The sequence below is a fragment of the Melaminivora sp. genome (assembly GCF_032059615.1).
Classification (GTDB): Bacteria; Pseudomonadota; Gammaproteobacteria; order Burkholderiales; family Burkholderiaceae_C; genus Melaminivora.
Map to the genome: position 1 here is coordinate 1 of NZ_DAMCAM010000080.1, position 11,019 is coordinate 11,019.

Here is an 11,019-nt window from a genome sequence, read left to right on the forward strand (position 1 = left end):
TGACGGCCCGCCAGATCGAAGCCGCGCGCCGCGCGATTTCCCGCCACGTCAAGCGCGGCGGCCGCATCTGGATCCGCGTGTTCCCGGACAAGCCCATTTCCACCAAGCCCGCCGAAGTGCGTATGGGCAACGGCAAGGGCAACCCCGAGTATTACGTGGCCGAGATCCAGCCGGGCAAGGTCGTGTTCGAGATCGTGGGTGTACCCGAGGAACTGGCGCGCGAGGCGTTCCGCCTGGCCGCTGCCAAGCTGCCGCTGCGCACCACGTTCGTGGCCCGTCAGATCGGTGCCTGAGAAAGAGGATCGATATGACCAAAGCTGCTGAACTGCGCCAGAAGGACGAGGCTGGCCTGAAGGACGAAATCAAGTCGCTGCAAAAGGCCCACTTCGGCCTGCGCATGCAAAAGGCCACGCAACAGCTGGGCAACACGGCGACGCTCAAGAGCACCCGCCGCGACATTGCCCGTGCCAAGACCATCCTTGCCCAAAAGCAAGCCACCAACAAGGCCTAAGGAGCGAACATGACGGAAGCCAAGACAGCCCTCAAGCGCACCCTGGTCGGCAAGGTGGTGAGCGACAAGCGTGCCAAGACCATCACCGTGCTGGTCGAGCGCCGCGTCAAGCACCCCATCTACGACAAGATCGTGATCAAGTCGAGCAAGTACCACGCCCACGACGAGAACGGCGAGTACAAGATGGGTGACACCGTGGAAATCGCGGAAAGCCGCCCTCTGTCCAAGACCAAGCACTGGGTGGCCACCCGCCTGGTGCAAAAGGCCGGTCTGGTCTAAGCCCATGGGTACGCCGCCGCGGCGGCGTCCTGCGAAACGACCCACAATGCGTGGGTCGTTTTTTTTCGTCCCTGTTTTTCAAGGAGATTGCGCATGATCAAGATCGGTGACTCGCTGCCCGCAGCCACGCTCATGGAGTACCAGCACGCCGAGGACGGCACCTGCACCACCAGCGGCCCGCAGCCGGTGGACGTGCAGCAGGCCGCGGCCGGCAAGACCATCGCCCTGTTCGCGGTGCCCGGCGCCTTCACGCCGACCTGCTCGGCGCAGCACGTACCCGGCTATCTGGAGCATGCCGAAGCCTTGAAGGCCGCAGGTGTGGATGAGATCTGGTGCCTGTCGGTCAATGATGCCTTCGTCATGGGCGCCTGGGGCAAGGACCAGCAAACCGCCGGCAAGGTGCGCATGCTGGCCGACGGCGACGCCGCTTTCGCCCGCGCCACCGGCCTGACGCTGGACTTGCACGGCAAGGGCCTGGGCCTGCGCAGCAACCGTTATTCCATGCTGGTCAGGGACGGCAAGGTGGTGCAGCTCAACGTCGAGGCACCGGGCAAGTTCGAGGTCAGCGACGCCGGGACGCTGCTTGGCCAGATGCAGGCTCAGTAAATGTCGGCCTTGAGGTAATGCGCCCCCGCCACCGGGTTGTGGTAGTAAGGCGGGATTTCCTCGAAGCCCAGCTCGGCATAGAGCGCGCGGGCCGCCTCCATGCCGTCCAGCGTGTCCAGCAGCACGCTGGCGTAGCCCGCCTGGCGCGCGGCATCCAGCGTGGCCTCGGCCAGCTGGCGTCCCAGGCCAAAGCCGCGGAACGCCTTGCGCACGAACAGCCGCTTCATCTCGCTGGCGTTGGCGTAGTCGGCCGTATCGAGCGGCCGCAGCGCGCAGCAGCCCGCCAGGGCGCCATCCACCCAAGCCAGCAGCAGGGCGCCGCGCGGGGGCGCGTAGTCGCCCGGCAGCGTCGCCAGCTCTTCGGCGAAATTCTGGAACGACAGGTCGATGTCCAGGCTGGCTGCATATTCTTCGAACAACTCACGCACGGCCTGCGTCTCTTCCGGCAAGACCGGCGAGGACAGCGTGATGGCAGGAGAAGACGGGTTCACGGTGCAAAGATCTGGGCAGACGCCCTGGCTGCAGGTCAAACGCCAAAGTGTAGCCCCGGCCCTCCGCGCGGAGTCAAGCCAGCAGGTCGAGCCGGGACACCCACCACGCGGCAAGCGCGCACAGCAGCAGCACGAGCAGCGCCGCGCCGCGGCTGACGGCGTCATCGCGCGACGGCGGCAGCGGCCGGGGCAGCTGCTTGTCGCCCACCACCATGGGTCCCACGAGGCGGCGCCCACGCACCAGGGCGTAGAAGGCGATGGCCAGCAGGTGCAACGCCACCAGGGCGTAGATCAGGTACTGACCCACTTCGGCGTGGTACCACGTGGCGCGGCCCACCCAGTCGCCCGAGACAAAACGCACCAGCGGCCCGGTGAACGAGATTTCGTCATCGCTGGCCAGCCCGCTGGCCACCTGCAGCGCCAGCACGCCGAGCAGCGACAGCACCGACAGCGCCCCCAGGGGAGAGTGTCCGGCATCGTCGAGCACCGGGTCGCCCCGGCCCCGCAGATAGCGCCACAGCCGCGCCGGCGAGTGCAAAAAACTGGCAAAACGTGACCAACGCCCGCCCACCAGCCCCCAGACGAGGCGAAATGCCAGCAGCGCCAGCATCACGTAGCCCAGGCGCAGGTGCCACTGCATGGCATTGCCACCCACCTTGGCGCTGACCACCAGGGCCACCGTGCAGGCAGCCAGGCTCCAGTGAAACAGGCGGGTGGGCAGGTCCCAGATGCGTACCGTGTGCTGCATGGCAAAAAAAGGGGTAAAAACGTGGGGAACGGGAGGAGACAGGCGATTGTGCCGGGCAGGACCGCACCACGCCGTGGCCCATACCCGAGCAGGACCCGGGTACTTGCCCTGCATCAAACCCCGGCGGCAGGACATACTGCGCGCCGACGCGCCCTGGCTGGCGCACACCCCAACAGAAAGGCTTTTTCAACCATGCGTTCCAAGACCCTCGCCCTCGCTGCAGCCGCCGTCGCCACGGCTGCCCTGTCGCTGCCTGCCGCAGCCCAGTTTGCCAAGCCGGAAGACGCCATCAAGTACCGCCAGAGCACGCTGTTCGTGATTGGCCAGCACTTCGGGCGCATCGGCGCCATGGTCAACGGCAAGATGCCCTACGACGCCGCCGCTGCACAGGCCGATGCCGAGGTCATTGCCGCCCTGTCCGCGCTGCCCTGGACGGCGTTCGGCCCGGGCACCGACAAGGGCGCGCCGACCAAGGCCAGGCCCGAGGTGTGGAGCGACGCGCCCAAGTTCACCGAGCACGCGCAGAAGTTCCAGGCCGAGGCGCCCAAGCTGCTGGCCGCTGCCCGCACCGGCAGCCTGGACAACCTGAAGGCCGCCTTCGGCCCCGCCGCCAATAGCTGCAAGGCCTGCCATGACAGCTTTCGGGCGCGTTGACAAGCTATTTTAAAAGTAGCAAACAATCGAGGCCCGTCAACGAGAAAGGCCGATTTCATCCAGGAAAACCGGCCTTTCTCACTGCCCTGGGCGGGGTCTGTGCCCGCTCAGCTTTCGGCCAGCAGCCGCTCGATGAGCCGGTGCAGCTCCGGGAAGTCCGGCGCGCCCACATAGCTCTTGACGATCTCGCCGCGCTTGTTGACCACGAAAGTGGTGGGCGTGAGCTTGATGTCGCCCCAGGCCCGGGCGACGGCGCCGGTGTTGTCGATCGCCACCTTGAAGGGCAGCTTGCGCGTCTCGGCAAAATTGACGACGTAGCTCGGCGGGTCGTAGCTCATGGCTACGGCCAGAGTCTCGAAGCCGCGGTCCTTGTACTTGTCGTAGGTGGCGACGATCTCGGGCATCTCGGCCACGCAGGTGGTGCAGCTGGTGGCCCAGAAGTTCACCAGCGCCACCTTGCCGCGCAGCCCTTCAGTGGTCTGCTGGCTGCCGTCGAGCAGCACGAAGGTCGAGGGCGGCGCCTCATGCACGTTCGAGCGCAGCACCACCGCCGTGCCTACGGCGGCACAGGCGACCAGCACACCCGCCAAAATCCACTTCTTCATCTGCATGACTGTTCCGGCCCTCCTGCGGCCGCGCGCCTGCGTGGCTGGCGGCAATTGTGCCGCAGCGCCCAAGCCCCCATGCGCAGCGAGGCGGGCCGGGGGCGGCCGGCCATAATGCGGCAGATGCTACCGCCTGACATGTCCACGCGCCTCCTGATCATCGCCCACGAGCCCCTGGCCCATGCGCTACGCGAGTGCGCCCTGCATGTCTTTCCGGAATGCGCGCCCGACCTGCAGGCGCTGGATGTGCCGCCCGACGAGCCGCCCGAGGCCACCCTGCTGGCCGCGCGCGCGCTGCGTGCCGGCCAGGGCGACGCGCCCCTGCTGGTGCTGACCGACGTGGTCGGCGCCACCCCGGCCAATGTCGCCCAGCGTCTGGTCGATGGCGTGCATTCGCGCCTGGTGGCCGGCGTCAACCTGCCCATGCTGCTGCGCGCCGTGTGCTACCGCGCCGAGCCGCTGGAGCAGCTCGCCGCGCGCGCCCTGGCGGGCGGCACGCAGGGTGTCGTGCCAGTCGCGGCCAGCGCTCCCCGGCCCTGATCCTCCACCGCTGCCCCTGCTGCCTTCCATGATCAAGCACTCCATCACCATCAGCAACCGGCTGGGCCTGCACGCGCGCGCCTCGGCCAAGCTCACCAAGCTGGCCGGCAGCTACCCGTGCGACGTCTGGATGAGCCGCGGCGAACGGCGCGTGAACGCCAAGAGCATCATGGGCGTGATGATGCTCGCTGCGGGCCTGGGCGCGCAGGTCGAGCTGGAGACCGACGGCGCCCAGGAGCGCGAGGCCATGGACGCGCTCATTGCGCTCATCGAGGACAAGTTCGGCGAAGGCCAGTGAGGCGGGAGGGCCCGGCAATGACGTTCTCCATCCATGGTCTGGCGGTTTCGCGCGGCGTTGCCATCGGGCGGGCGGTGCTGGCGTCCACCGGCCGCATGGAGGTCGTGCACTACTTTATCGAGCCACACCAGGCCGAGGCCGAGATCGGGCGCCTGCGCGAGGCGCGCGACGCCGTCACGCACGAGCTGCAGCGCCTGCAGGCCGAGGTGCCGCCGGATGCACCGCAGGAGCTCGCCGCGCTGCTGGAGGTGCACGTGCTGCTGCTGCAGGACGAGATGCTGGCCAGCGGCGTGCGCCACTGGATCCGGGAGCGACGCTACAACGCCGAGTGGGCGCTGAGCACCCAGCTGGAGGTGCTCTCACGCCAGTTCGACGAGATGGAGGACGAGTACCTGCGCGAGCGCAAGGCCGACTTGGAGCAGGTGGCCGAGCGCCTGCTGCGCCAGCTGCGCGGCAGCGGCATGCAGCTGCCGGGTGGCGTGGACGCGGCGCTGCCGCGCGCCGACGCGCCGCTCGTGCTGGTGGCGCACGATTTGTCGCCGGCGGACATGCTGCAGTTCAGGAAAAGCCCGTTCGCCGGCTTCGTGACCGGAGTCGGCGGGCGTACCAGCCACACCGCCATCGTGGCGCGCAGCATGGACATCCCGGCCGTGGTCGGCGCGCGGGCCGTGGGCCAGCTGGTGCGCCAGGACGACTGGATCATCATCGACGGCGATGCCGGCGTGGTCATCGTGGACCCGGTCCCGCGGGTGCTGGAGGAATACCGCGGGCGCCAGCGGCGCATCGCCCTGGAGCGCGAACGCCTGGTGCGCCTGCACCACACCCCATCGGTGACTGCCGACGGCCAGGCCATCGAGCTGCTGGCCAACATCGAGCAGCCGGCCGACGCGGCGGTGGCGCTGGCTGCCGGGGCCGTCGGCGTGGGGCTGTTTCGCACCGAATTCCTGTTCATGGGCCGCAGCGGCCGCCTGCCTGACGAAGACTCGCAGTACCGCGCCTACCGCGAGGCGGTCGAGGGCATGCGGGGGCTGCCGGTGACCATACGCACGGTGGATGTGGGCGCCGACAAGCCGCTGGACAAGGGCCAGCGCGACAGCACTCTGAACCCGGCGCTCGGCCTGCGCGCCATCCGCTGGAGCCTGGCCGAGCCGCCCATGTTCCGCACGCAGCTGCGCGCCATCCTGCGGGCCGCGGCGCACGGCAAGGTGCGCCTGCTGTTCCCCATGCTGGCGCATCTCTCGGAGATCCGCCAGACGCTGGCGCAGGTGCAGCTGGCACGGGCCGAGCTCGACGCGCGCGGCGCGTCCTACGGTCCGGTGGAGCTGGGCGCCATGATCGAAGTGCCGGCCGCCGCGCTGATGGCGCGCCAGTTTCTCGCGCACTTCGACTTTCTCTCCATCGGCACCAACGACCTGATCCAGTACGCGCTGGCCATCGACCGGGCCGACGAGGCCGTCTCCGAGCTCTATGACCCGCTGCACCCGGCCGTGCTGCGCATGGTGGCGGAGGTCATTGCCGAGGGCGCGCGCGCGGGCAAGCCGGTGTGCGTGTGCGGGGAGATGGCGGGCGACACCGCCCTGACCCGGCTGCTGCTGGGCCTGGGCCTGCGCAGCTTCTCCATGCACCCGGCGCAGGTGCCGGCGGTCAAGCAGGAAGTGCTGCGCGCGGACATCCCGCAGCTGGCCGCCCGGGCGCGCGAGGTGCTGGCGGCGGACGAGCCGGCAACGCAGCTGGCATTGCTGGCTGCCTGAATGTCGGGCCCCTGGATTGCGCTACCTGAAGTGTAGCTATAGCTCTAGGACTGGCGCGGGTTTCGACCGGTTTTGGCTTGAAAATCAAACGCCCGCGGCGTGCGCCTGCTGGTCGGCGTGGTAGCTCGAGCGCACCATGGCGCCCACCGCGGCATGCGAAAAGCCCATGGCATGGGCCTCGCGCTCGAACATCTTGAAGGTGTCGGGGTGCACGTAGCGGCGCACCGGCAGGTGGGCGCTCGAGGGCGCCAGGTACTGGCCGATGGTGAGCATGTCGATGCCGTGCGCGCGCATGTCGCGCATGACCTCGAGGATTTCCTCGTCCGTCTCGCCCAGGCCCACCATGAGGCCGCTCTTGGTCGGCACCTGGGGGTGCAGGTCCTTGAATTTCCTCAAAAGGTTCAGGCTGAACTGGTAGTCCGAGCCCGGGCGCGACTGCTTGTACAGGCGCGGCACGGTCTCCAGGTTGTGGTTCATGACGTCGGGCGGGGCGGCCTTGAGGATGTCCAGCGCACGGTCGTCGCGGCCGCGGAAGTCTGGCGTCAGGATCTCGATCTGCGTGGCCGGCGAGAGCGCGCGCACCTGGCGGATGCACTCGACGAAATGGCCCGCGCCGCCGTCGCGCAGGTCGTCGCGGTCCACGCTGGTGATGACCACGTAGTTGAGCTTGAGCGCGGCGATGGTGCGCGCCAGGTTCAGCGGCTCGTCCTGGTCCAGCGGGTCCGGGCGGCCGTGGCCCACGTCGCAGAACGGGCAGCGGCGCGTGCACTTGTCGCCCATGATCATGAAGGTGGCCGTGCCGTTTCCGAAGCACTCGCCGATGTTCGGGCACGACGCCTCTTCGCACACCGTGTGCAACTTGTGCTCGCGCAGGATGCTCTTGATCTCGTAGAAGCGCGTGGAGGGACTGCCGGCCTTGACGCGGATCCACTCGGGCTTCTTGAGCACCTCGGCCTGCTCGACCTTGACGGGGATGCGCGCCAGCTTGGCGCCCGCCTTCTGTTTGGCTGATGGGTTGTAGGCAGGGGCGGGCTGGGCTTCGCGGACGACTTCGGAGGTGCTCATGGCGGGCGGTGCGGGCAGGCGGCGGACAGGAAAATGCAGGGGCGCGCTCGCCTGGCGGCCGCCGGCCGTCAGGGAGCCAGGCGCCGGGCGAGCTGCGTGCCGAGTACGGACGCAGCCTCGTCCCAGGACGCGTGGACGCCGATTGTAGAAAGGTCCACTGTGGCCAACCCCGCATAGCCGCAAGGGTTGATGCGCGAGAACGGCTCCAGGTCCATGGCCACGTTCAGGGCCACGCCGTGGTAGGTGCGGTGCCGCGAAACCTTGATGCCCAGCGCCGCGATCTTGCCGAGGCCCGTGAAGTCGGGCTGCGGCGGGCCGTCGGCCGCGTCGCGCCGCCGAGGCCGCTGCGCCAGCATGGCGTGGCTGAAAGGATCCTGAAGGCGCACGTAGATGCCGGGCGCCCCGGCCACGCGGTGCCCCGTCACACCGAACTGCGCCAGCGTGCGGATCACCGCCTCCTCGATGCGGTGCACGTATTCCTTGACGTAGTAGCCCGTGCGCTGCAGGTCCACCAGCGGATAGGCGACGACCTGGCCCGGGCCGTGGTAAGTGACCTGGCCGCCCCGGTTGGTAGCGACGACCGGAATCTCGCCGGCTGCCAGGATGTGATCGCTTTTGCCCGCCAGCCCTTGTGTGAAGACGGGGTCATGCTCGCAAATCCATAGCTGGTCGGCGGTGTCGACATCCCGCCCGGCGGTGAAGTCCTGCATGGCGGCGAGGGTGCGGGCATAGTCCGCCCGGCCCAGGAGGCGCGGCTGCATGGGCCTTGCGCGCTACAGCACGACCTTGACCATGGGATGGCTGCTCAGGGCGCCATACAGGCCGTCGAGCTGCTCGCGGCTGGTCGCGGTGATGGTGATGGTGATGCCCTGGTAGTTGCCCGCGCGGCTCTCGCGCAGCTCCACCGTGGCCTCGTCGAAGGCCGGGTCGAAGCGCCGTGCCACCTCCACGATGGCAGGAACGAAGCCCGGGTCCTTGGCGCCCATGATCTTGATGGGGAACTGCGACGGGTATTCGATCAGCGAGTCCTTGCGCGGGTCGGGGGCGCTGGCGCCGTCGGGTGTGGCGGTGGTGTTCATGGGGCTTTCCGGGAGAGGGGTCTGCGCCGCGCAACGCGCCGGCAGGGACGGGTCCATCCGGCCATTGCGGATGAGCCGGGGTTTGTACTTATAATGCGAGGCTTTGCGAGAAGTTCCGGCCTGACTTGTAGGAGTGATCCGGCAGATGAAGTCAGCAGACCCGCAGGCCGAAACTGAGGACGTCCAGGACGACTTCAAGGCCCTCAGCGCCGAAGAAGCCGTCCGGTGGCGCCAGCGCCACCGGATGCTGTCGCCCTGGCGCATCGTCGCCCTGCAGGCCGCAGCCACCGTGCTGGTGGCGCTGGCAGGCTGGGCCTGGAGCGGCAATGCCGCCACGGCCTGGTCGGCCGGCTACGGTGGGCTGGCCGTGGCGCTGCCCACGGCGCTGCTGGCGCGCGGAGTGCAGCGCAGGCGCGAGTCGGCCGGTGCGGCGATGGTGGCCCTGATGGGCTGGGAGTTGGTCAAGATTGTTCTGACCGTCGCCATGCTGGCGGCGGCGCCCCGGCTGGTGCCGGGCCTGAGCTGGCTGGCACTGCTGGTCGGCATGGTGGTGGTGATGAAAACGTACTGGATCGCGCTCCTGGCGCGCCCCGGTGTCCGAAAAACCGTTTGACATTGAGAGAAGAGTTGCCCGATGGCCGCAGATGCGAACGCCCCGACTGCAAGTGAATACATCGTTCACCACCTGCAGCACCTGCAGAACGTCAAGCAGGGTTTCATCGTTGACTTTTCCGTGGTCAACATCGACTCCATCGTCGTCGGCATCGTGCTCGGTGCGCTGATGCTGCTGGTGCTGCGCTCGGCTGCCAGCAAGGCCACCTCGGGCGTGCCCGGTCGCTTCCAGGCAGCCGTGGAGATCCTGGTCGAGATGGTGGACAACCAGGCCAAGGCCAACATTCACAACGCCGAGAGCCGCAAGTTCATCGCCCCCCTGGCGCTCACCGTGTTCGTCTGGATCTTCCTGATGAACGCCATGGACATGCTGCCCGTGGACTTGCTGCCGGTGCTGTGGCAGGGCGCCACCGGCGACTCGCACGCCGTGCTGCGTGTCGTGCCCACGGCCGACCTGTCCACCACGCTGGGCCTGTCCTCCGCCGTGCTGCTGCTGTGTTTTTATTACAGCATCAAGGTCAAGGGCCTGGGCGGCTGGATCCACGAACTGTTCACGGCCCCGTTCGGCACCAGCAAGAACCCGGTCTTCGCCGTCATCCTGGGCATCGTGAACTTCGCGATGCAGATCATCGAATACGTTGCCAAGACGGTCTCGCACGGCATGCGACTGTTCGGCAACATGTACGCTGGTGAGTTGGTGTTCTGCCTGATCGCCCTGATGGGTGGCGCGGCTGCCATGTCGCTCTCTGGTGTGTTGCTCCCCGTGGGGCACATCATTGCGGGCTCTATCTGGGCGATCTTCCACATTCTGATCATCACCCTGCAGGCCTTCATTTTCATGATGCTGGCGCTGATCTACCTCGGCCAGGCGCATGACGCTCACTGAGCTTTTTCGTTTCCCTTCTCCCTTCAACCTTTCTTTCTTTTCATCCTAGGAGTCATCATGGAAAACATTCTCGGCCTCGTCGCTCTGGCTTGTGGTCTGATCGTGGGTCTGGGCGCCATCGGCGCCTCGATCGGTATCGCCCTGATGGGTGGCAAGTTCCTGGAATCGTCGGCTCGCCAGCCCGAGCTGATCAACGAACTGCAGACCAAAATGTTCATCCTGGCCGGCCTGATCGACGCGGCCTTCCTGATCGGCGTGGCCATCGCCCTGCTGTTCGCTTTTGCCAACCCCTTCGTCCTGGCCTAAAGCACTCCTTCAACGCCCCGAATAGAAAGGTGTTGCCGTGAGTATCAACGCGACCCTGTTCGTTCAGGCCATCGTCTTTTTGATCCTGGTGTGGTTCACGATGAAGTTCGTGTGGCCCCCGATCGCCAAGGCGCTGGATGAGCGAGCCATGAAAATCGCCGATGGTCTCGCCGCTGCCGACCGTGCCAAGACCGAGCTTGCCGCCGCCGATCAGCGCGTCAAGCAGGAACTGGCCGCCGCCAGCAACGAAACCGCAACGCGCCTGGCCGATGCCGAGCGCCGCGCCCAGGCCATCATCGAAGAGGCCAAGGCACGCGCGGGCGACGAAGGCAACAAGATTGTCGCCGCCGCCCGGGCCGAGGCCGAGCAGCAGGCCGTGCAGGCCCGCGAAGCCCTGCGCGAGCAGGTGGCGGCCCTGGCCGTCAAGGGTGCCGAGCAGATCCTGCGCAAGGAAGTCAACGCCAGCGTGCATGCCGATCTGTTGAACCGCCTCAAGACCGAGCTGTAAGGTAGGAGCAAATTAATGGCTGAACTCGCCACCATTGCCCGCCCTTACGCCGAGGCGCTGTACCAGGCCTGCACCGACGC

18 protein-coding genes are annotated in these 11,019 nt (G+C 67.5%); 12 read left to right on the forward strand and 6 right to left on the reverse strand.

What is annotated here, in order from left to right; translation table 11 throughout:
* The 4 genes from rplP to RT051_RS13450 all read left to right on the forward strand — a co-directional run.
* A partial coding sequence (gene rplP / locus RT051_RS13435) for a 50S ribosomal protein L16 (protein ID WP_313077462.1) occupies positions 1-293 on the forward strand: 293 nt, incomplete at its 5' end.
* Positions 294-307: 14 nt separating this feature from the next.
* Complete coding sequence (rpmC, locus tag RT051_RS13440) at positions 308-511, forward strand: 50S ribosomal protein L29 (RefSeq protein ID WP_313077463.1); 204 nt, start codon at positions 308-310, stop codon at positions 509-511.
* A gap of 9 nt (positions 512-520) precedes the next feature.
* Positions 521-790: a 30S ribosomal protein S17 gene (gene rpsQ / locus RT051_RS13445; protein ID WP_313077464.1), complete on the forward strand. Its 270-nt coding sequence runs from the start codon at positions 521-523 to the stop codon at positions 788-790.
* A 93-nt stretch (positions 791-883) separates the two neighbouring features.
* Complete coding sequence (locus RT051_RS13450; RefSeq protein ID WP_313077465.1) at positions 884-1,396, forward strand: peroxiredoxin; 513 nt, start codon at positions 884-886, stop codon at positions 1,394-1,396.
* Here the strand turns inward: RT051_RS13450 and RT051_RS13455 are convergent.
* Together RT051_RS13455 and RT051_RS13460 are read right to left on the reverse strand one after the other, a co-directional pair.
* Complete coding sequence (locus RT051_RS13455) at positions 1,390-1,866, reverse strand: GNAT family N-acetyltransferase (protein WP_409520609.1); 477 nt, start codon at positions 1,864-1,866, stop codon at positions 1,390-1,392. The two genes, RT051_RS13450 and RT051_RS13455, sit on opposite strands and share 7 nt — an antisense overlap.
* A gap of 94 nt (positions 1,867-1,960) precedes the next feature.
* Entirely contained in the window at positions 1,961-2,635 is a 675-nt protein-coding gene (locus tag RT051_RS13460; RefSeq protein ID WP_313077467.1) for a cytochrome b/b6 domain-containing protein, read from the reverse strand.
* 192 nt (positions 2,636-2,827) lie between these two features.
* Here RT051_RS13460 and RT051_RS13465 point away from each other — a divergent pair, with 192 nt between their 5' ends.
* Positions 2,828-3,289: a cytochrome c gene (locus tag RT051_RS13465; protein WP_313077468.1), complete on the forward strand. Its 462-nt coding sequence runs from the start codon at positions 2,828-2,830 to the stop codon at positions 3,287-3,289.
* A gap of 107 nt (positions 3,290-3,396) precedes the next feature.
* On the opposite strand, the gene RT051_RS13470 is transcribed toward RT051_RS13465, so the two are convergent.
* Positions 3,397-3,900, reverse strand: coding sequence for a TlpA disulfide reductase family protein (locus tag RT051_RS13470; RefSeq protein ID WP_313077469.1), 504 nt, complete (start codon positions 3,898-3,900; stop codon positions 3,397-3,399).
* A gap of 132 nt (positions 3,901-4,032) precedes the next feature.
* Between RT051_RS13470 and RT051_RS13475 the strand changes: the two genes are divergently transcribed.
* Genes RT051_RS13475 through ptsP form a run of 3 tightly spaced genes read left to right on the forward strand, consistent with a single transcriptional unit; the run spans position 4,033 to position 6,483 of the window.
* Complete coding sequence (locus RT051_RS13475) at positions 4,033-4,434, forward strand: PTS fructose transporter subunit IIA (RefSeq protein ID WP_313077470.1); 402 nt, start codon at positions 4,033-4,035, stop codon at positions 4,432-4,434.
* Between the two features lie 28 nt (positions 4,435-4,462).
* Complete coding sequence (locus RT051_RS13480; protein WP_313077471.1) at positions 4,463-4,732, forward strand: HPr family phosphocarrier protein; 270 nt, start codon at positions 4,463-4,465, stop codon at positions 4,730-4,732.
* Positions 4,733-4,749: 17 nt separating this feature from the next.
* Complete coding sequence (gene ptsP / locus RT051_RS13485) at positions 4,750-6,483, forward strand: phosphoenolpyruvate--protein phosphotransferase (RefSeq protein WP_313077472.1); 1,734 nt, start codon at positions 4,750-4,752, stop codon at positions 6,481-6,483.
* An 84-nt stretch (positions 6,484-6,567) separates the two neighbouring features.
* Here the strand turns inward: ptsP and lipA are convergent, their stop codons facing one another.
* From lipA to RT051_RS13500, 3 genes are all read right to left on the reverse strand, one after another.
* Positions 6,568-7,548 (reverse strand): lipoyl synthase, encoded by a 981-nt coding sequence (gene lipA / locus RT051_RS13490; RefSeq protein WP_313077473.1) that lies wholly within the window; start codon positions 7,546-7,548, stop codon positions 6,568-6,570.
* Between the two features lie 68 nt (positions 7,549-7,616).
* Positions 7,617-8,309, reverse strand: coding sequence for a lipoyl(octanoyl) transferase LipB (lipB, locus tag RT051_RS13495; RefSeq protein ID WP_313077474.1), 693 nt, complete (start codon positions 8,307-8,309; stop codon positions 7,617-7,619).
* Between the two features lie 12 nt (positions 8,310-8,321).
* Positions 8,322-8,627, reverse strand: coding sequence for a DUF493 family protein (locus RT051_RS13500; RefSeq protein ID WP_313077475.1), 306 nt, complete (start codon positions 8,625-8,627; stop codon positions 8,322-8,324).
* A 145-nt stretch (positions 8,628-8,772) separates the two neighbouring features.
* Between RT051_RS13500 and RT051_RS13505 the strand changes: the two genes are divergently transcribed.
* From RT051_RS13505 to RT051_RS13520, 4 genes are read left to right on the forward strand one after another with little or no spacing between them, the layout of a single operon-like run.
* The gene (locus tag RT051_RS13505; RefSeq protein WP_313077476.1) at positions 8,773-9,240 is read left to right on the forward strand and encodes an ATP synthase subunit I; all 468 of its coding nucleotides are present in this window, start codon (positions 8,773-8,775) and stop codon (positions 9,238-9,240) included.
* A gap of 21 nt (positions 9,241-9,261) precedes the next feature.
* Positions 9,262-10,125 carry a F0F1 ATP synthase subunit A gene (gene atpB / locus RT051_RS13510; protein WP_313077478.1) on the forward strand — a complete coding sequence of 288 codons (864 nt, stop codon included), beginning with the start codon at positions 9,262-9,264 and terminating at the stop codon, positions 10,123-10,125.
* 57 nt (positions 10,126-10,182) lie between these two features.
* Positions 10,183-10,431 carry a F0F1 ATP synthase subunit C gene (atpE, locus tag RT051_RS13515; protein WP_011803767.1) on the forward strand — a complete coding sequence of 83 codons (249 nt, stop codon included), beginning with the start codon at positions 10,183-10,185 and terminating at the stop codon, positions 10,429-10,431.
* Between the two features lie 37 nt (positions 10,432-10,468).
* Positions 10,469-10,939, forward strand: coding sequence for a F0F1 ATP synthase subunit B (locus tag RT051_RS13520; protein ID WP_313077479.1), 471 nt, complete (start codon positions 10,469-10,471; stop codon positions 10,937-10,939).
* Positions 10,940-11,019: the final 80 nt, after the last annotated feature.